Origin of the sequence: Stieleria varia (assembly GCF_038443385.1) — a bacterium.
GTDB lineage: Bacteria > Planctomycetota > Planctomycetia > Pirellulales > Pirellulaceae > Stieleria > Stieleria varia.
Genome location: NZ_CP151726.1, coordinates 5,808,449 through 5,829,123, shown reverse-complemented (window position 1 = coordinate 5,829,123; position 20,675 = coordinate 5,808,449). Strand labels below are relative to the sequence as shown.

The 20,675-nt window shown below is 55.3% G+C and carries 11 protein-coding genes; 4 read left to right on the top strand and 7 right to left on the bottom strand.

Annotation, left to right across the window (positions count from 1 at the left end; genetic code table 11):
* Positions 1-135: 135 nt before the first annotated feature.
* Both Pla52nx_RS19650 and Pla52nx_RS19645 read left to right on the top strand, forming a co-directional pair.
* Entirely contained in the window at positions 136-5,421 is a 5,286-nt protein-coding gene (locus Pla52nx_RS19650) for a serine/threonine protein kinase (RefSeq protein WP_146520617.1), read from the top strand.
* Positions 5,421-5,993: a sigma-70 family RNA polymerase sigma factor gene (locus Pla52nx_RS19645; protein WP_146520618.1), complete on the top strand. Its 573-nt coding sequence runs from the start codon at positions 5,421-5,423 to the stop codon at positions 5,991-5,993. The genes Pla52nx_RS19650 and Pla52nx_RS19645 overlap by 1 nt, the downstream gene beginning before the upstream one ends.
* A gap of 529 nt (positions 5,994-6,522) precedes the next feature.
* On the opposite strand, the gene Pla52nx_RS19640 is transcribed toward Pla52nx_RS19645, so the two are convergent.
* From Pla52nx_RS19640 to hemQ, 4 genes are all read right to left on the bottom strand, one after another.
* Positions 6,523-7,932: a DUF58 domain-containing protein gene (locus Pla52nx_RS19640; protein ID WP_146520619.1), complete on the bottom strand. Its 1,410-nt coding sequence runs from the start codon at positions 7,930-7,932 to the stop codon at positions 6,523-6,525.
* Between the two features lie 16 nt (positions 7,933-7,948).
* Positions 7,949-8,995, bottom strand: coding sequence for an AAA family ATPase (locus Pla52nx_RS19635; RefSeq protein ID WP_146520620.1), 1,047 nt, complete (start codon positions 8,993-8,995; stop codon positions 7,949-7,951).
* 69 nt (positions 8,996-9,064) lie between these two features.
* The gene (locus Pla52nx_RS19630; protein ID WP_146520621.1) at positions 9,065-9,511 is read right to left on the bottom strand and encodes a hypothetical protein; all 447 of its coding nucleotides are present in this window, start codon (positions 9,509-9,511) and stop codon (positions 9,065-9,067) included.
* 16 nt (positions 9,512-9,527) lie between these two features.
* Complete coding sequence (hemQ, locus tag Pla52nx_RS19625) at positions 9,528-10,367, bottom strand: hydrogen peroxide-dependent heme synthase (RefSeq protein WP_146520622.1); 840 nt, start codon at positions 10,365-10,367, stop codon at positions 9,528-9,530.
* A gap of 442 nt (positions 10,368-10,809) precedes the next feature.
* On the opposite strand from hemQ, the gene Pla52nx_RS19620 reads away from it, so the two are divergent.
* Together Pla52nx_RS19620 and Pla52nx_RS19615 are read left to right on the top strand one after the other, a co-directional pair.
* Positions 10,810-11,679: a DUF1571 domain-containing protein gene (locus Pla52nx_RS19620; protein WP_342190204.1), complete on the top strand. Its 870-nt coding sequence runs from the start codon at positions 10,810-10,812 to the stop codon at positions 11,677-11,679.
* Positions 11,680-12,043: 364 nt separating this feature from the next.
* Positions 12,044-12,769, top strand: a complete 726-nt coding sequence (locus Pla52nx_RS19615) for an FkbM family methyltransferase (protein WP_146520624.1) — start codon at positions 12,044-12,046, stop codon at positions 12,767-12,769.
* 33 nt (positions 12,770-12,802) lie between these two features.
* On the opposite strand, the gene Pla52nx_RS19610 is transcribed toward Pla52nx_RS19615, so the two are convergent.
* The 3 genes from Pla52nx_RS19610 to Pla52nx_RS19600 all read right to left on the bottom strand — a co-directional run bounded on the left by Pla52nx_RS19610 (position 12,803) and on the right by Pla52nx_RS19600 (position 20,532).
* Positions 12,803-14,824: a tetratricopeptide repeat-containing sulfotransferase family protein gene (locus Pla52nx_RS19610; protein WP_146520625.1), complete on the bottom strand. Its 2,022-nt coding sequence runs from the start codon at positions 14,822-14,824 to the stop codon at positions 12,803-12,805.
* A 343-nt stretch (positions 14,825-15,167) separates the two neighbouring features.
* Positions 15,168-17,192 (bottom strand): matrixin family metalloprotease, encoded by a 2,025-nt coding sequence (locus Pla52nx_RS19605; RefSeq protein ID WP_146520626.1) that lies wholly within the window; start codon positions 17,190-17,192, stop codon positions 15,168-15,170.
* Positions 17,193-17,274: 82 nt separating this feature from the next.
* Positions 17,275-20,532, bottom strand: coding sequence for a serine/threonine-protein kinase (locus Pla52nx_RS19600; RefSeq protein ID WP_146520627.1), 3,258 nt, complete (start codon positions 20,530-20,532; stop codon positions 17,275-17,277).
* Between the last annotated feature and the right edge of the window lie 143 nt (positions 20,533-20,675).

The window sequence follows — 20,675 nt, the reverse complement described above, 5'->3', positions numbered from 1 at the left end:
ACACCCCGCCCAATTCAAAGCGGGTTTGCAAAACGAAAAGAAATCTCGCAAAACAATTTTGCCGCGTTGCGCCGCCATTTCTCTTGCGTCTGGGAAATCGGGGCAAGTTGACTTTTTGCACAAAGGTGATCCGTCGTGGCGGAAGACGAAAACGAATCGAGCGTGGATCTCAGGAACGCGGAAATCATTTCGGAAATCATCGACCAGTGGGTGGAATCCGATGAAGCGACGCGGCCCTCGGTCGAAGAACTGGTTGCTGCGCATCCCGAGCTGGCCCCCGGTTTACGGTCGTGCTTGGACGGTTTGCTCCGGATACGGCGCGGGGTCGATGGTCTGCGGTGTGACAGCACCACAGTCGGCGATGCCCCCAACAACCCCTCAGACACGCAGTCGACTCCGGAAATCCCTGGCTTTGAAATTCTAGGTGAACTCGGCCGAGGCGGTATGGGGATCGTCTATCGGGCTCGCCAGGAATCACTTGATCGCGTCGTTGCCCTCAAAGTCCTGCCGACCGGCAGCGTGGATCCTCGGGCTGCGGAGCGGTTTGTTCGCGAAGCCGAATTGGCTGCGACGCTGCATCACACACACATCGTTCCGATCCATGCAGTGGGGCACCACAACGGGCTCCACTGGTACGCGATGCAGTGTATTGAAGGAAACTCGTTGGTCGATTGGAACACGATCAAACCGGCAAGACCTGGCGATGCTATCGACAAGGCGATCGAAATCGGCATCGGTGCCGCGAATGCGCTGCAGCACGCGCACGACCGGGGTGTGATTCACCGTGACGTCAAGCCGGGAAATCTGCTGCTCGACGAATGCGGCCATTTGTGGCTGACGGACTTTGGATTGGCCCGCCGCAGTGCAGACGTCACCGCAACAGTTACCGGTGCGATGATCGGTACGCCACGTTACATGAGCGTTGAACAGATTTCGGTTTCCGATGAAAACGTCGATCACCGAACCGACATTTATTCACTTGGGGCCACTTTGTACGAACTGGTGACCGGCAAGCCCCTCTTTGATGCCGATTCGCCCCTGAAACTGCTTGCCAAAATCCAAAACGATGATCCGACGCCGCCCGCAACGATCAGTCCGGCGGTTTCTCGTGAACTGAACTTGGTGTTGCTCAAATCGCTGGACAAAGATCGCGACCGTCGATACCAAACCGCACAGGCGTTTGCCGATGATTTGCGAGCCGTCCGCGATCACTTGCCCATCTCCGCACGCGGCTTACCCGTTTGGGTGCGTGCGACCCGTTGGTACCGCAGGCACGAAACACCGGTTCGCAGTGTTGCGGCCGCCGCACTGGCTACCGCGGTTGCTTTGTTGCTGCTGCTGGGATTGCTGCAACAGTATCGGCAAACGCAACGAGGACATTTGCGAATCGCGACCGACGGACAATTGCATTTGGCCTCGGTGCAGCCTGCTGACGACGGCGCAGACGCTTCCTTTTTGATGACGACCCCCAATTTACAACCGATCGAGTTGAAAGCAGATGAGTATGCAGTGCGATTGGATAGCCAAGGGCGATTTTCGGAGTCTGCAAGAGTGGATGTCCTGGGAGGTGAAACGACCAAGGTCCGCTATGTCGATCGTCGCATTGAACCCAAGTCAATCGACTTGACCGAGCGGCTCGCCGTGCCATTGGACGATGGAGGTCTCGCGGTTCTGGGCAGAAACGAGCTGGAGGTATTCGGCGCAGCCGCAACGAAGCGGTTTTCCATCGAGTGCTCGAAATTGTTGCCAGTGCAGGCTGACCTCGAATCGGTCGCAGAGAACGGTAAAGGAGACAAAGCGAAGAGACCTGAAGCAAAAAATCTTGCCGTCAGTTTTGCGTTCGACCCCGAGTCGAATTTTCAAGGTGACCACAATGTCTTGCGATCACCGTTCGCTCGAATCCCAAGGGTGGTTCGCGAGACAATTGATCTGGATGGTGACGGCAGAAAAGACTTGTTGGTCACTGCGGCACAGCACGCCGCCATCGCAGCGATCAGCCATGATGGCGAGCCCCTGTGGAGCGTTGCGTTGCAGTTCCCCGAGGATCCCGCTTACGTGCTGTCGAAGTATCCGTTGGATGGATTTCCCGTGTCGGTCATCGTTGACGTGATTCCTGTCGAAGACACAAATGGGGACGACGTCATCGACCTGCTCATCAATGCGGCTCGATTCGAGGACAGCGGGATCGCTCAGCACATGCTGGTATTGGTTTCAGGCAAGAGTTCTGAGACGCTGAGACGGCAAGCCTTGCCGGTCGTGGACATGACTTCGCACAAGGCATGGCCCAACTCGGGACTGTTGCGATATCGACGTCAGTACTCGGATGACGATCGAAACACGTTGAACATTTTCCCACGTGCTGGTCAAGACCTTCGCAGATCTGAGCTGCATCAAGTCTATGGGACGACATGGGGTGGAGGACGAACTGGAACGGGCTTGATGACGCTGTCCACGCCACAGTTGGGGATGGTGAATGAACGACTGGTCGCTGTGACGGCGACGGAGCGAACACTGCGAGTGTTCGACCTACACAATGACGCCCCAGACTCGGTCGTCGCCGTTGCATTGCCTGAATCACTCTTTGATGGCCCCCAACGAGTTGAGCTTGGCGAGGACCAGTGGGGAGTCATCATGCTCTCACGCAACGCATCCAACGGTTTTGACGATCCCCATCTCAACCTCTATGTTCCTGGCGAAGATCGATTGCGTTGGAGGATCCCTTACGAGGCCAAGCTACTGAATCAGATCGCAAACGCGGCGAAGTCTGACTTGCCAATCTGCGCCGATTTGGATGGCGACGGTATCGACGAAATTCTGCTCAGCATGATTGATGATTCGTGGAATAGTTTTCCCAAGATCCAGTGTTTGGATGCGTTGACGGGAAAGTCGAAATGGGACATACCGGCGACGATCATTGGTGTTGATCAAGCCGTACAGAACTGCCAAGTCGTGGGTGATGTTGACCGCGACGGCGTGCAAGACGTGGCGGTCGCCAGCCTTGCCGTGCCGGAGCCGGTCACTGCAACAGGAGACATCGCGGCCCTCCAGGTTTGTATTGATGTCTTGAGCGGTCGAGATGGTTCTCGCATCGGTTGGCGGCACACGCCTTTGTTCAACGATGCAACGGTCGCCAATGTCGTCGAGATCGATTCGTTTGTTTACGACTCTCAAAGTGCTCAGTTACTGACCTCCGTCGTCGTTGGCGGCCCCCGTGAGCTGGAGTTGGACAGTTTGACCGTCGTCATGGACATGCGAGATGAGCAACGGACCAGCATGGCCAGAGGACTGACATTCCTGGACAACCGGGCATTGAATGTAGGGCAAAGCGGATCGCGTTACTACCGACGTCGTCCCGGTCCCTTTGGGCTGATCAATGATGCGGCCGTCTGGGATGGCCCAATGAATTCGACGTTATGGCTCAATTCGTACCAAATGGGGACCACGTTTGACTCGATCACGAACGGCAAACAATTGCTCATGATTTCGCAGGGTGAACTCGCTCGCTGTGTCAATTTGCGCGACGGTGTTGTGAATTGGCAGACCCCAGTGGAGTGTGACGGCAGTGCGCCAGTCTTTGTTTTGCCCAACGCGGACGGATCCTCTGATTTGCTGCTGCAGCAAAGTAGCGTGATGGAAACGGTCTCGACCATCATCGACGGCGAAACGGGAAAGCTTCGGTTTGCTGTGAACGAAGAACACATTGCCGGCGAGTTTCAGTATCTCTGGCCAAGTTTCGCAGAGCCGTCGCGATATTTCTACGCTCTTGCCGATGCGGAGTTTCGGAACCGTTCTGGACGATTGGTAAAGGGAAGCTCTGGATTTGTTCTGTTCAAGGTCGATCGTCAAGCGAAGCGAGTGCTTTGGCATCGCCCCTGTTTCGAGGGACTCGATGCGTCTAAACCGTGGATGCGTCCCTCCGATGTGTACGAAGCAGACATCAACGGCGACAAGGTGCCGGATATCGTCGTCGGCGACATCGACAACGAAGATATCGTGGTCCGTGGATTGGACGGAAAGACTGGAGCGGTCATTTGGACCGCCAAACTGGGGCTGCAAGCCGTGGAAAATCAATGGGCGAGAAACCAATCATGGCCAAAAATCACCGTTGCCAACGAAACCGATTGCATGTTTGTTCTCGGGGCCGACCCCGTTGGCGAGATGTTGGATGCTCGCTGCCTCAATACAAGAACAGGAGAAACGCTGGGACGATCGCTGGTCTCACAAGACTTGAAACAACTACGGTACAACACCGATCATCTGGCATTGCACATCATCAGCCAGGACGGTGATCAGGCAACGATAGGGTTGGTGACCAAGTTACAGGGGGCTCGAAACCGCATGACTGTATGGACACAATTGCAGTGGACAAATCAGGACGGTCGATTTCGAGAAACGTATCGAGAGGAGGCAGCCCCGAGTCAGGATGTTGCCGTGGTGGAATTTCCGGAGGAGGCTGGCCAAGTCCAAGAAGGCCGAGTCGGGGCAGGCACATATCGCATCAGCTACACCTCGGACTCTATCGAGTGCCGATCGTTGGATTCGCCAGAGATCCTTTACCAAGTAGAACATCCACAAGTCTATAATTCACGCGTTATTTACGCGTCAGGACAACCGCTACTGAAGGGTACGACAAAGGACAGTATCGCGATGTGGTGGGACTTGCGTGATGGCAGCCTGGTCCACGAAAGCAAGCATCGACACGCAACGATGATGTTCGCTGGTGACTCCTACCCGACGCTGATCTATGATCAGCGGGACAGTGAGTCCGATCGGATGGTGGTTGGCTTGACCAACGAAGGAATCTATGTGCATCGACTGGAGAGCCAGTCCGTCTCCATGGATTCGGCCCCCAGCGTCAAGCTTCAGTCGCCCGATGACGATCCACGGTACCACCGATCGCTGAACATCACCGGCGTCTTCATCGACCGCCGACTGTATATCCATCAGCTATTGATATCGCTCTTTGCCACAGGCGGGATTCTGTTGCCACTGGCTTACGTGATCCGCTATGTCCGTCGACGACAGCTCTCGCTAAGAGCATTGTTGCTGGCTCCACCGATCGCCTTGTTGGCACTCTATTCTTGGCGAGCGATGTCAAATCACACCCCACAGGCAGAGTCAGCGGTATCTAATTGGATCGCCGGCACGATGATCGCTCTCGCCGTTGTGAGCCTGGTGTATTTGCTCAGGCGATGTGCCTGGAAAGCACTCATGGTCAGCGTAGTAGCCTCCCTTGCGGGCGGGTTCGCGATGGTCATGATGTCATGGAATACTCAATTCGACAAAATTCCCGGAGTCGTCTATTGGATCAGGCCGCAAGACGTTTTGTTGATTTCCGTTGGAGTGTTGGTGTTCATTTTGCCTGCAATCGCCGCGGGTCATTGGAAGAGACTCCGAGTGCAAGCTAGGTTGGCTGACTGATGAACGATGAGATTGATCCAGAAACGGGATTGCGGCAAAGTTGGTCCATTGGACGGCTGAGACCGTGGTTGCAGATGATCGCCGACCGTGAGTTGCCCGATGCACTACGTGGTCGTGTGGAAGCATCCGATATCGTTCAGCAAACGCTGCTGCAAGCTTGGCGAGGCGAGGCGGGATTTCAAGGCACCTGCCACGCCCAGCGACTGGCTTGGCTGAGGGCCATTTTGAAAAACACGATTCGCGACCAACAGCGTCGTTTGGTCGGCACAAAAAAGCGTGGTGGTCGGGAGCTACAAAATGCGGTCGATTGCGAAACGCAAGAATATGAGCCGATCGATATCTTGGCCATCGCACCAGATCCAACCGTCAGTGCCGTGCTGCAATCCGCGGAGGAAACTCTGGCCTTGGCCGCTGCGATCGAAAGTCTGCCAGAAGATCAACGCAGCGTCGTGACGATGCGACACATTGACGAGATGAGCTACGAGGAAATCGCGGCCAAGTTAGGACGCACCAACGCGGCCGTCCGCATGTTATGGGTACGCGCCATGAAAACACTCGGCGGCAACGTTTGAGCCGTCTAACGGCTGTTGATCTAGTGAGCCGCGACGCATAAGCGGCTCGCGAGGGCAGTCGGCGCAAATCAGCCGCCACGCGATAGGGAACGGCTTAAGTCGACGTCACAGAACATGGCTCCCCTCTTCCCGCAAAGTAAGGCAAGTGATGCTTGCCTTACTTTGTGGGGAGAGGGGCTGAAACCGATCGAAACTGATGATCTGATTCACGATGGAATTGTCTGCAAGGTATCTCAAACCTACTCTTAGGCAAGCATGCTTGCCAGTACGCGTTGCCCCCCTCACCCCCCTGCCCCTCTCCCCCAAATCCTGGCTCGCTTAGGCTCGCCAGGATTTGGGGGAGAGGGGAGCCATGATTGTGTTGAACGCACCTCCAGTCGCTCACTTGCGCGTCGAGCTCGTATTTTGTTGACTTTCGTCGACGTACGCTGGACGTTCTCGATAGCGTCCGGTTCTTTCGCCTGTACGTGTTTTTCTCCTGCCTGTGGGAACCGGATGCGATCGTGCTGCGGCTGATGATTCAACCGGGCTAGCCACGCAGTGCGAATGACCGGCAGACGTCAGAAATGGATTGCTCGCCCGCGAGGTGAAAGACTGGGATGTTCAGGGCGATGAAGGGGCCTGCGATCGATGAAAAGTCGTTCACGTCATAAGTGTTGACGATCACCGCAACGGCCCTGCCGCGTCGCGAAAGTCCCAGCAGCGCGGCGATCGATTGTTCGTCACATCGCTGGACGATTGCCAACACGGTCGTCTCACTTGAAATCCGTGATTCCGCCTCCATCAACAACTCGGGCAGTTTCAACGCGTCGGTTCGCTCCAATCGAGCCAGTGTTCGGATGACTTCTCTCAGATGCACGGGCCCACGATCGGCTGGCAGAACCACCGGACGCATGCGATCGTTGTCCGATTTCATCGCAGCGGCTTGAGTCGCCGAATCACGAACGCGATGATCTCCCATCCAACCTTCGGTACGAATGCGATCCGCGGCGTCACGTCCGTTGGATACCATGCCAAACGGTTCACCAGATTCATGCAGTGCCGATGCGATCGAAGCCGCCGCGGTGATCGCCAAGTCACTGCGAACAGGCTCGTCGCGATCGGGATTGCTTTGCACATGCAAGTCCAGCACGATCGTCGCGCCGGCGATCGATGACGGTTCGTACACTTTGCTATGCAGCACTCCCGTCCTGGCTGTGGCAGCCCAGTGAACGCTGCGCATCGGGTCGCCGGGTTGCCAACGCCGAATGCCACGCAAGCGTGTGGGGTCGTCCATGACGTTGTCGCGCATGCGGATCTCACCGATCGGGCGTCGCGATCCGATGTCGTAACCGGACAGGGACACCACGTTTGGCAAGACCGTGACGTATTGTGGATCAGTGCCGACGCGATAACGTCGATATAAGCCCATCAGATCACCGGTCTCCAGCACGGTAGGGCCGATTTGAAAATAGCCGCGTCGATGGCAGACGATTTCGTAGTTCAGTTTGCGGGTCACGCCGGGCCAAAGCAGCATGACCTGGATGCGGTCTCCTTCCACACGCAACGTCGGATGCTCGCTACGAGTCGCCCATCGCGGCAATAGGTCCTCCACCAGCACCCAGAACACCGGCAACCGACCCGTGTTGGTGACCGCCAGTTCGACGGCAACTCGCCCACCAACCTTCAGCTCGTCATCATCGTTGTTGTGCGATCTGACGGCGACGCAGCATTGCGACCATGTCTTGGCCAGAAAGTGGTTCAGGAAGACGATGATGCCGGCGGCGATGCCGGCGAATACCCACAAGGCACCTCCGAACACCATGCCAGCCAAGATCACCGCGCTGATGATCGCGATCAGTGTGAATCCAGGTCCGGAACCCTCGTTTGCCGTAGCGGTCGGCTGTTCTTTCGTTGGCGAAACGTTGGCGGCCTCCAAATCATCGATGGCGAGCGACATGGCATCGGCCCCGCAATCAATTCGCGTCGATGGTGGGAACCGCCACGTCACCGACGATTTCGTCGAGCACGCTTTCGGTCGTGACTTTTCTCAATCGACTCTCGGGGCGCAGGATCAATCGATGGTTCATCACCGGCGCGATGATCTTTTTGACGTCGTCTGGCGTGACGAATGCGCGCCCGCGAATCGCCGCCATGGCTTGGCCGCAGCGAAATAACGCGATCGTGGCTCGGGGACTGCCTCCGAGCGCCAAATCCTCATGGGACCGTGTCATGTTCACGATCTGCAACAAGTATTGCCGAACACGTGGATCGACGTGAACCTTACAGATCTCCTGTTGTGCTTGCACCAACTCCTCGGCCTTGGCCACCGGCTGCAATTTGTCGACCGGATGGCCGAACTGCAGCAGATCCAACATACGTAGCTCTTCGTCCATCGTCGGATAGCCCAAACTGAATCGCATCAGGAAACGATCCAGTTGTGCTTCCGGCAGCGGAAACGTTCCTTCGTGATCGACCGGGTTCTGCGTGGCGATGACCAGGAACGGTTTGTCTAGCACGTGAGTCGTTCCGTCGACCGTCACTCGGCCCTCCGCCATCGCCTCCAACAGGGAGGCTTGGGTTCGCGGCGTGGCGCGGTTGATTTCATCCGCCAGTAAGATCTGTGTGAAAACCGGACCGGGGCGAAACTCAAACTCGGAATTCTTTTGATTGAAAATCGATGTACCGGTGACGTCAGAGGGCAACAGGTCGGGCGTGCATTGCACACGTTTGAAGTGACAACCCAGGCTGAGCGCCATCGCGCGAGCCAGCATCGTCTTGGCCACCCCCGGAACGTCTTCCAACAAAATGTGCCCGCCGCTCAGCCAAGCGACCATGGAAAGCACAAGCTGTTTGCGTTTGCCGACGATCGCGTTCTCGACGTTGCCGATGATCCGCTTGGCCAAATCAGCAACCGCGCCCGCCGCGGCGACGTTGCCACCGGCGTCATTGGTTCGGCGTGCTGGTTGAGCGACAACGGGTGGAGCACCTGCGGGGGGCGGCGGTTTTCCAGGCGAATTCATGAGGCGTACGAAATAGCAGATAAGCGAAGAGCGGGAAGGGCTGCCCCATCATAACCAATCGGCGCAAGGTCACACGCTCGGAGGACGGTAGGGATTCCCGTCTTCGATCGGCGAGGCCATTTTTGGGTCTGCGTGACCGGTTAACTCCGATTTTGGCGTCCTTGTCAAGAGAATGACGCCATGGATCAACCCGAACACGAGACCGACGAGCATACCGAACATTGCAAAAATGCCATGTTCAAACTGCTGTGTGGGTGGAGCAAATCCATCCGGGTACTGCGGCGTTGCTGAAGCAAGGTCTCCGTACACAGCATTCCAAGTCAAGCAGATCAGACCAAAAAGCAACGAAACCGCGGCACTCCATTCTGGTACGAAGTGTCCAAGCAGACGATGGACTCGACTCTTTCTTGCCTGGAGAAAGTGGACCAACCGACCGAATCCCCAAACCAACAGAGCTATCACAGTCAATCCAAGAACGTCGTGAAGGATCTCCCCGGTGTGGACAGCATCTGGCATGGAATTCAATCGCTTTTCAAGTCAGCCGGCAATGGTCCAAAATCTCGTCCGCATCCGCTTTGTAGCCGACGTAGAACGGCCCGAACTCTGCGTACTTGGCACTCGCGACGTCGAATCGCATCGTGTAGACGATCTCTTTCAAGTAGTCCGGATTGCGAGCCCACAAGGTGACCATCCATTCCCAGTCATCCAAGCCAACCCCGACAGTGATCAATTGGGACACTCGACCGGCGAATGCGATGCCGCTCTGAGCATGCTCAGCCATCATCGAATTGCGGCGACTGAATGGCTCGGTGAACCAGTTCGCGCCTGGCACGCGACTCTTGTTCATGGGATAAAAACAAGCCGCGGGCCAGTCGGGAAACTCCGGACGCAATCGCTGTTCGTTCATCATCGGCAAACGACGCTCGTACGCAGCAACCTTGGCATTGAGCTCATCCGACCCCGGCTCGCTGCCTTCGGCGATCAGTCGATCCCGATATCGCTCGATCGTGGGCACGTACTCGCTGACTTCACTGAGCGAAACGAACGACCAAGTCGGCTCGATGTATTTGCCAAGTGGCCCCGAGATCAATGACTGGTGAATCGCGTCAACCTTCGCCGGATGAGGGTCCATCACCACGATTCCAAAATCGGCGCGATGCCCGCTGATCCAATACCTACCCAAACGCTCTGGGCACGCATCGCCTGTGGGGTGCAACGCCCGCAGGAATTGTTCTTGAGCGCTCGACGGCATCGGCCCATCAAGCACATCGCGTCGGAATCGATAGAAGAAGTGCGTGCAGTGCCAACCGTGATCGGGGATGACGGACGGTTCTGGCGGGGGTGCGGACGGCGGACCGGGACGGGAATTCATGTTCAGATGCTGCTGAGGATTCGTCGGATGGAAACACTGTCAATGATTTTAGTGGTTTGGACCCGCTTTCGACAGGGATTGTTGAATCAGCAAAAAGCGAACATTCGATCGTGTTTTGAGGTTAGCCAGCGGAATCCCATGTCCAAGGACGCCCAATCATCATGAAACACGCTGCCGTGAAACTGTGATCTCAAAATGACGGCGGATTCCTCTGGCGATCGGATCTCGGGCGCCGGTATGCTCGCGACGTGGAATGACTCGGCATTGCGAAATTCCCATTAAACACATTTCGCAGGCCACGTCACGGTAAAACAATTTCAACGAATACGCGGGCCAATCACACCTCCAATAATCTCTTCATTTAGCAAGCACATCGGCGGCGATACCTTAACGGAGCCACGGTCTGGCCTTTTCGTTGTGTGCAAGGAAGCCCCAAATGGACATGGAACGTCGACATTTTCTGACACTCGTGAGCTCTCTCTCGCTGGCAAGCGTAACGGGAGTTGCTGCTGCGAAAGAGCCGCATCTGACGGAGCCTGTCCATCGAGTTGCTAACGCAACGAGCCTCGCTCCGCCACCACCGGCGGTCAGTCCGATGGACCAAGCGTTGGACTCCGCCCGTCGCGCACTGGCAAACTGCCGCGCGAGCGTCAACGACTATACGGCACTGCTGGTCAAACGCGAACGTGTTGGTGGCGAGCTGGGACAGTTGGAGTACATGCAAGTCAAGATCCGCAATCGCAAAGTGGTCAACGGACGAATCGTTCAGCCGCTGAGCGTGTACATCAATTTCATCAAGCCCACGGCCGTCAAGGGCCGCGAAGTGATTTACGTCGAAGGAAAGAACGACGGAAACATCATTGCACACGAAGGCGGATTCAAAGGCAAGTTCTTGCCGACCGTGAACCTGGCGCCAACCGGTGCGTTGGCAATGAGCGGTCAACGGTACCCGATGACCGAAATCGGTGTCGAGAACCTGATTCAGAAACTGATCGAGCGTGGCGAGCTGGCTCAGAAGCAAAAGGACGTCACGTGCGAACTGATCCGAGGCACCAAGCTCAATGACCGTACCTGCACGCTGCTGAAAGTCGTCCAGCCGACGCCGCGTCCCGGACTGGAGTTCCATCAGGCCAAAGTCTACATGGACGACGCCAGCCAGTTGCCGATCCGATACATCGCATACGATTGGCCCAAACAACCCAATGGGCCACTGGAAGTTATCGAGGAGTACAACTATCTCAACTTGCAGGTCAACGTGGGACTAACAGACGCCGACTTCGATCCGTACAATACGAATTATGGTTTCCACTAGTGGTCCGTTACAGCTAGGTTTTAGGGTTGTCCGCGGAAAGACGCTCGGGGATCACAGCGTCTTGCGAGATCTTTGGATTCAATCCGCAACAGCTCAATGTATCTAAGCGGATGACGCTATCGCGTGGCGGCACGTTTGCGCAGACTGTTTTCGTACAAATCCACGTAAGCCGTTTTGTGCGAACATTTTGCGAGTATCGTAGTGAATCGCGTGAACAATCCGGACTGGCGTCTTGCGGCTCAACACGACAGCATGCCATGCGGCTGAATCGACGTTCTACAATCCGTGCGGAAAACATCAGCCGTCACCGATTGATGTAGTGAACTTCGCCAGAAATCCATTGCAAAGGGAATAGTGACGGGCGATGACAGAGACATCTTCCCGGACCGTAACCGCAAACGGGCGGTCTTTCTTGATCCGTCACCCGACGTCCGAGATTCTGGGAACCGTCATTCAGGACGTTTTTGACGGGCGGGAATACCCTCTCGTCTTGCCGGGCGAGTTTCGTCCGCAACTAATCGTCGATGTGGGGGCAAACGTCGGTGCCGCAGCGATTTGGTTTCATGCAAAATACCCCGACGCAAAGATCATTTCCTACGAACCTTCGCCAGGGCTGTTCGAGTATCTCGAACGAAACACCCACAACATCCAGCAGATCAACATCTGCAACGTCGGGCTCTACGATCGAGACACGGAGTCGCTTCTCTATCTCGGTGCGAACAATGCGGCGCAGAACTCAGTGATCGCCCACGATGCCACGAGCGGTCAAACGGAGACGGTCTTTCTGCGGCAAGCATCCAGTGAACTCACTGCTCTGGGAGTCTCTCGGATCTCCATCTTGAAAATCGACACCGAAGGATGCGAGGTGCCGATCCTACGTGACTTGCGAGATTGGCTTGATCGGATCGACTCGGTCTACGTCGAGTATCACAGCGAAGCGGATCGTCGTGCCATCGACACAATGCTGGGAGATCACTTTTACTTGATTCATGCCACCGTCCACTTTCCTAATTTGGGCACACTGGTCTATCTATCGCACGAGTGTGCACGCCGAGCGGCAATGTTTATCAGTCCCCCGCTGAACGGTTAGCGGCGGCCTCCGTTCTTCGTATCCTCGCGATGCTCAGCTTTCTAGCCAACCTTCGGCCGCCAGTTCGCTCTCCATCCGCTGATGGATCGTCCTCAGTTGCGGTTCAAAACGACGCCACTTTTCAACCGATGATCGGTACATTGGTTGTCTGACCTGCCATTTGCTGGGCGTGTGAACGCTGCGATCGTTGTTGTGGAATTGCAGACAACTCTCTTGCCATTCCAGGCCGCAATGCCGGATCAGTGCACGACTGTGGGTCTCTGGATCGGACACCAAGTCCTCGTAGTCTACGGTGTGAATGGGCATCGGTAAAACCGACTCCCAGTGCCTGATCATTCGTCGGTACTGACGGTGATAGCACATCCACTGCTCCAAATCACAGAACGGCGCACTGAGGTTTTGACAGTAGGATGAAACCAAAACGTCCATCGGATGGCGACGACAATGGATGATCGTTGCGTTGGGAAACATCATCGCAATCAATCCAAGCTGCATGAAATTGGTCGGCATTTTATCGGTGACCCGCAATTGCTCGGCTCCAAACGAATCGAGTCGCTCCAGATAGATGTCCGCAAAACGACGAATCTCCGCAGCGGGAACACTCGACAAGATATTGGGGTACAGGTGTTGGGGTGACAGTTCATCCGTTTCAGGATTCAAACGCATCAATCGCCCATGTTGCTTTTGGATCTGGCATCGGATCTGTTCAATGTCTTTCAACTCTCCGGCACCGGCGATCTGGTCATGACTGGTTAAGATCTGTTCCGTCAGAGTGGTTCCAGAGCGAGGCATCCCAATGATGAAGACTGGTTTGTCGCTGAGATTCGCGTTCCTGTGATACGCTTGAATACGCTCTTGTGAAAAATAGGCGATCGCACTGTCCGCGGTTTGCTGCAGAGGGGACGCCGCCTGCTTTGAGATTCTCCGTCTGCGAATCTTGGTTTGGCTGTGCCCGGGATTGAAATGGTTGGCTTGATCGTAGTGGAACCAGGCTTGTTCAAACTCGCCGATGTCTTCCAAGATTTTCGCGATCGCAAAATGCAGGTGCAGCTTCTTTGGACCGGCGAGCTGCGGTCGAGAAACCAGCTCCTTCAGATCCGCCAAATAGTGATCAGTGTCTTTGCCTGGTTGAAAACGCTTGGCCCGCGTGTAACGAAAGTGCGTGATTGCCATCGTGGGATCAATCGCCATCGCGGCTTGAAATTGCTCGAGAGCCAAGCCGATATTGCCATCGTCCACATTTGCACTCGCCAAATGCGTCAGGGCGAGCGGACAAGTCGGATCCAGCTCGACAGCCTTCTGGAGACTTTTCAGCGATTGCGAAAACATCTCAAGATGCTGTTCCAACTGCCCCTGTGCCAATACGGTTCGAGATGTCGGCGCGGCTGCGTTCACCACTCGATAGCACTGCAATGATTCTTCGCAAACTCGCCGCTGTTCCAACGGCCTGCGTTTTCGACTCAGGACTCGTGCGTGTCGACGGAGCAACCCCGCCAACGCTTTGTTCAATGGAACACTTCGTTGATCCCTGAGCAAGCTGACCCTCAGTGTATGGATGGCGTCGATGAGACTGACCGATTTCGACTGTAGATTGGCGAGCGCAAGTGCGGATTGGTGCTGATAATCGCCGATGACCGTCCCGCGCTGATAGTACTGCATCGCTCCCTGAATCTCTCCACTCTGTTCAGAGATCTGCCCCAGCAAAAACCAGCAATCGGGCAAGCAGGGGTCAAGCTCCAGTGCGAGTTTGAAGCACTCGGTTGCTTTGGACAGATTCCCCGATTCGAGGAAAGCGTATCCTTCGATTCGCCGGGCAGTCGGATCGGCGAGCAAAAAAGTAGCATAGCGATCCAACAGATCAAGAGTCCGATCTGGCCGGCGACGTGTCAACGCAGCAGCAGCCACGACATGCACATCATTGACGCTAATGGGTGAACGCTGCAGTTGTTGACGAGCATCTCGGATGATCGATTCTCGCGACTGCACCGCAGATTTGCGTCCACGATCACAGAGCTGAACAAGCAATGTTTCTGAAGGGGACTGATTCGAAATCACGTTCTCAACTCCGAGTAAAATTGATGTAGGCGCGTACGGGTAGCGGAACTGCGAAACGCAGCTTAGTTTGGCAAGGCGAGCGGCAAGGGACGCTTAGGGATCACCGATGAACGTGGTCTTTTGTTCGTCTCGATCGAAGTGATCACGAACGCGCCGTTCCATGGGCATTCGCTCTTTCACCGCTCTCCTAAGAGGTTCGTTCACTCAATCTCGCGACGAGAAGCGACTCAACAAATCAAGCCATTCTGGCCAATCACATCAGTTCGCCAACGAGGAAGTGCTGTACGTCGATGGTCTTTGCTGAAAATTAGCAGAGCCTACGCAGAGTCAGAAGACTCATCGATCAAGGTTGGTAGTAGGCATAGGGATCGTAGTAGGTATAAGGCGGGTATTGGTACTCATACTGGTACTCGTACTCGTAATTGGGGTACTCGTAAGTGTAGTTATTAGGTTCGTAATAGGGATTCTGAGACGGATCCTCCGAGTCCCCATCTTGGTCGTCTGACAGACCATCGCACGAAATGGAATATGTCAAACCCTGGACAGACTGACCATCAACAGAGTTGGCCGTAAACTGCAGGATGTAATCGCCTTGCTCTAACCAGCTCATCGCACTTCGAGTCAACTCGGTTGCTGACAAGAACGTCAACTGCAATTGACGCGTGTGTGCGTCATAGATCGACAATCGCACCGACTGATCTGGCAATCCGCCGGAAACTGCAAGGTCAAAGCGGAACAGCTTTGACTTTTCCGCGGTCCATCGCAGGAACGTGTCGCCATCATCCGACGCTTGCCCAGCAAACATTGGAGCCATCACGGTGCTGGGGCTTTCAAAATGCGCGAGCGCTACGTAGTTCCCGACACCGACTGCGGAATTCGGATCAACGCTGATTCGTAGAAAGTAGTCCGCATTGGGTGCGGGCTGAGCGACTTCGAGCGTGTAAGTACCATCGCTACGAAGCCGTGCAGAGGTCCCCACGGGTTGGCCGTTGGAATCGACAACACTGACTCGAACATCCGGGTGATCAGCGCCGACACCATTGACGTGAACCACGAGCCTGCCTTGCACATCGTTGGGAGCGGTGATCTTAAAGAAGTCGATGTCTGTTGCTGCCGAGACCGATGACTCGAACTCATATCGATCGGAAACTCCAGTCGCGGTCTCAGCCACAAGCGTTTCCGCATCCGCGATCGTGTTGTTGGCTGAAAGCTCATCGGTAATCAATTCAAAGTTTGCAAAGACTGCATCGGGACCTGCGTCGTACACCCCTGGTGTCACGTCCATCGCTTGAACCGCCACGTCGCGGTAGTCGATCTGCAACTCGTAATCCCCGACAGAGTAAACATCTGTGGGGTCTGAGGGGACCACGCGAATGTAAATCGCATCCAGTCCCGCAATCCCGTTGACTTGCAAAACGTTGTCGTTGTCAGTGACCGATTCGGACAAGCTTTCTGAAAGAATTTGTCCACTCGCGTCCAGCAATTGCAGTCGTGATTTGAGGAGGCTGATTCCTGAGGCGCGCAAGCGGATGGTGACAGCATCTTGTCCGGCGGCCGGAACGATTTTGTAGTGGTCGACGTCGGATGACTGGTACAGACTGCCTGGAACTCGGAGCACTTCCGTTGTCGGGCTGAAGCCGGTTGGGGTGCTGATCACGGTGGATACTTGGATTTGGCCATTGTCGACTTGCTCGTACGGGTCCGTGCGAGCCCCATAGATGGACTGAATCGCGTCGATGTCCTCCTGGCTCAGAATTCCTCGGGGAGTCGTGTACTGGCGGAACATGACCATCCACGAGTCGCTGGTGTCCTCCAGCCCGAGTGTGTTGCCAGTTTCGTGCAGCAAGAGACTGAACAAGTCTCTGTCCTCCGCATTCAATGAGCTCGGGTCTGGTCCCACGCCGCCGGCCCAATCGTGGTAGTGAAACGATTCGTTTGAATTGAGAACCAGGTCGCCAGAGTAAGTCCCCGCAGCGGCTTGGAACGGAATCGAATTTGCCAAGGCGCCCTCCTGAGGAATGGCACCGATCCTGAATTCACCGAACCGTGGATCGCCGGTCGTCATACCGGGCGTTCCGAAGGGAGAATCAAAATCATTTCGAACGCCAACATTGATGTCCGCATGAATCGCCCACGTTTGGTAGGCACGCAGCACCAGTTCCTGCCACTGCTCCGTTGAGGCAACGGCGTCCAACGTTTCATTGACGTTGTTCTGATGACTTGCGATTTCAACGCCATCATTTGGGAAACTGATGGTCAGGCCGTGGGCGTCTGGCCATGGAGTAGCGTAGCTGACCAGCATTCGGCGGTCTTCCAGCGTCTGAAATTGACTATTTGTCAGGATGTTTTTGGATGAAAGTTTCGACATGGTTGGGCGGGACTTTTAGTAAAAGGTGTACTGATTGAGATGTTGTTTCGAATCCACGAATCTGGTGGAATGCTGTTGGAATTTACCTGGCAGCGGAGAGCTGATAGACGCGAAGGATTTCTTGGAAGCCATCCAGGCCATGGAGAGAGGCGAGGTCAGGGTCTGTCGCCAGGTCGCCCGTTTCGATACTGCTACTCTGGTATCCCGCTGCATGGGCCAAAGCCAGAAATCGAAGGGCACGTTTGTGGCTCTGCTCGAACGGCATCAACGCACAGACACAAGCGGCTTGATACAAGGTTGCCTTTGCATTGGGTTGCTTGAGCGCTTTTTCCATGTCCTCTTTGGCTTCCTCAAATCTGCCAGCCCGAGCGAGCAGCACGGCACGATCAATGAGCGCTGACTCGTTGAGTTTCTGTATCTCGATCACGCGACTGTACATCTCGATGGCTTCGGATTCGCGATGCAGATGGATTGAAAGCAAGTCAGCGATCTTTTTCAACGTGACCGCATCGTTGGGATTCTCTGCATCAGCCCTCAAGTACTCTTGCAGAGCGCCTTCGTAGTCTTGCTTGGCCATCAACACACTGGCTCTCGCATTGGACGAATTGAAATCGCTGCTTTCAACTTCAAACGCTCGCTTGAAATCCTGATCCGCCAGTTCTTGTTCACCGATGGCTCGGTAGGAGCGTGCTCGAGCGAGCAAGTTGCGGGCACTTTCTGGGCGAAGTTCAAGCAGTCGGTTCAGGTCATCGATGGCTTCTCGATGGCGTTTGGTGTTCTGGTAAATGGAACTGCGATGCCCCAAGGCAAAGGTGTTCTCAGGATTCAATTCGATTGACTTGTTGAAGTCTTCGATTGCTCGATCTCTTTGTCGCAGGTTCTCAAAGCAGAGGCCACGAAGGAAGTACAACGCTGTAGAGTCTTTGGCGCGATTGATGGATTGGGTGAAGGAGAGCTTTGCGTCCTCGTACTGCCCGTTCTGCAACTGCGATCTCCCCAACCCGGTCCACCGCAATGCCGACGGGATTGTGTCTCGGTCCGCCAAGATCGTCAGCATCTCCCGGGCTTCCTCGTACCGCTGCAGCGACATCAAACGAACGGCTTCGAGGTATTCCTCGGAATCATTTGTCATCTTGCAATCTTCGGCTGCGGTCGCAAATTTCGCCTCGTTTGCCTTGTCGCCTCGCAGTCCTGCGAGCATGGACTGCAGCCAGAGGCTCGAGCGCGACGTGGAGTCGGAGGTCACTCGACGGACGGTATCCACAAGTGAGGTTGCCGTGTCGAGGTCGCCCGGTGTCAGCTCGCCTTTGTAGGCCATCGGCTCCAGTCGGTCGATTTCAAAAAACGCGACTTGCCCGGCGTGGCGAAGTACACGTTGCCTCATTTCCTGTCGATTTGCTGCGGGCAGATATTCGGAAACGAGATCGTCCACGCCATCAGGGGTCAGCAGATCAAAATCAGAAAGAGGAGCCATGGCGTCTTGGATCGGTGACAGCTCATTGCGTCTAGGGTCGGCCATCATGATGGAAAGTGCGTCATCTGACCGTGCAGAGAAATCACGGGCACGGTTGAACGCCGCAAGCGACTTTGTGTTTTCGATCGCCACACTGGCAAAGACCGCTAGCGGAATCAACGCGGACAACAGCAACGCCGCGACTGCGCCACCGGAGGTCGCTCTTGGATTTCGCCGAAACCACTTGGCAATTCGCTGCCTCAACGCCTCTGGGGCCACCAGCAAGGGCTGATTGCTGAACTCCCTTTTCAAATCTCCTGCCAGAGATTCGGCCGACGAATAACGAAGAGCCGGATCGGCATGCAAGGTGAGGTTGATGATCGATTTCAACCCGACGCTCAGTTTGTCTGTCGGTCTCCAGCTTGGAGATCCTCGTCGATTCTCGATCGCTCGTTTCAATTGCTCTGGATCGGCAGACCCTGGTCCCTCAAAGGGCAGTCGTCCGGTAACGAACTGAAACATGATGGCCCCCAGCCCATAGACATCAGTCACTTCGGTGGACCGTGCATCGTCTCCCAGCAAAGCCTGCAGGGCTTCGGGTGCCATGTAGGGCAGCGTCCCACCGATCGCCTGTGGTTTTGCTTCGCCGACATGGTGTGCCAGATTGAAATCCAATAGTGCCGGTTCGCCGTCGTTGCGAATCAGGATATTTCCGGGTTTAAGGTCGTTGTGCATCACACCGCGAGCGTGAGCATGAGCGAGAGCGGCAGCCAAGCGTTTGAATAACCATAACGCCAGCTTGTCGCGGCCCAATTCAGATAGTTTTTCCAACGGCTTGCGAACAGCCGTGTCATCAGCAGCCGGCGACAAAACCGTCGGGATGGATAACCCGTCCGCGGTCGCATCCTCATCGAACGACAGCTTGGTGTCATTGACGCTTGCTTGTACCGTCCGTACCAAGCTTTGCCCACTTCGTGAGTTGGCGTCCTGTTGGCCATTGAGATATTCTTGCAGCGTCAAACGTCCTGCGTACGGCATGCAAATGACGCAGTGCGACTGGATCAAGTGATAGGAATAGATCGGAACGATGTTGGTATGCTGCAACATCGCCATCGCTTGCGGCTCCGTCATCGGACGGCGAACGATTTTCAATACGACATATCGTTCAGCCAGCTCATGCTGAGTCGCTAAGAACACACGACTGAGCTCTCCTGCGCCGATCTCCTCCACGAGCTGAAATCCAGACTCTCGTAACGCTGCCATGAATCGGTTGTCGAGCAAGTCTTCGTCGGAGTCGACAGATTCCACACCGGACTGCCCATTGCGTCGAATGGCTGACGCTGACATTGCAGGCATGCCGTGAAAAGCGTTGGGAGACAGCATCAACTCACGGAACCAGGAGGCGTCTGACACCCCAGGTACATCACGCCATCGAGCGAGCGGAAGCGAGAGGCCGTGGTCACGCCGAGAACGATAGTCCTCATACGCAACCATCTGCGTGTGCTCTTTCTTCGTCAGTAGATTCGCAAACTCCTTGATGCATTTCTGCAAATCGACGGACTTGCCGTGCGCGTAACGCAACTCGATGTCGATGCGCAATAGCTCTGTCAACGCTTCCTGATCGCCCAGCAGATCATATTGTCTGAGCAACTCAGGGATCGTCGACAGGGATTCCGCACTCCAGTCTTCTTCAAAATCATCAATCGCGTCCTCCACAGGGTCTGATACGATGGAGTTGATCATGGGAAACACCTTTTCATCCAAGTTGTTGAGATGCACAAACGGCAATGACACAAACGGTTGAATCAACTGTGCAGCGCCACGGTGTACAGGTTCGTTGTACAGCCACGGTGTACCGCTACGACGCCATTCAGTTCCTCGAACCACTGAGCATGTTTTCCGATTCAACGGCTCAATAGGTTTAGGCAAATCTATCTAATCAACCCGCCATCGTTTTCCAGAATGACAAAAAACTTGATGTCGATCGGCAAATGACACCACGATGCCGTCGCTTGACCCGCAGCACAGGA

What these genes read in the sequence shown, in the direction of transcription:
- Pla52nx_RS19630 (WP_146520621.1), bottom strand. Translation starts at nt 9,511, where the DNA reads ATGCCAGATGCTGTCCACACCGGGGAGATCCTTCACGACGTTCTTGGA.
- Pla52nx_RS19605 (WP_146520626.1), bottom strand. Translation starts at nt 17,192, where the DNA reads ATGTCGAAACTTTCATCCAAAAACATCCTGACAAATAGTCAATTTCAG.
- Pla52nx_RS19635 (WP_146520620.1), bottom strand. Translation starts at nt 8,995, where the DNA reads ATGAATTCGCCTGGAAAACCGCCGCCCCCCGCAGGTGCTCCACCCGTT.
- hemQ (WP_146520622.1), bottom strand. Translation starts at nt 10,367, where the DNA reads ATGAATTCCCGTCCCGGTCCGCCGTCCGCACCCCCGCCAGAACCGTCC.
- Pla52nx_RS19615 (WP_146520624.1), top strand. Translation starts at nt 12,044, where the DNA reads ATGACAGAGACATCTTCCCGGACCGTAACCGCAAACGGGCGGTCTTTC.
- Pla52nx_RS19645 (WP_146520618.1), top strand. Translation starts at nt 5,421, where the DNA reads ATGAACGATGAGATTGATCCAGAAACGGGATTGCGGCAAAGTTGGTCC.
- Pla52nx_RS19620 (WP_342190204.1), top strand. Translation starts at nt 10,810, where the DNA reads ATGGAACGTCGACATTTTCTGACACTCGTGAGCTCTCTCTCGCTGGCA.
- Pla52nx_RS19640 (WP_146520619.1), bottom strand. Translation starts at nt 7,932, where the DNA reads ATGTCGCTCGCCATCGATGATTTGGAGGCCGCCAACGTTTCGCCAACG.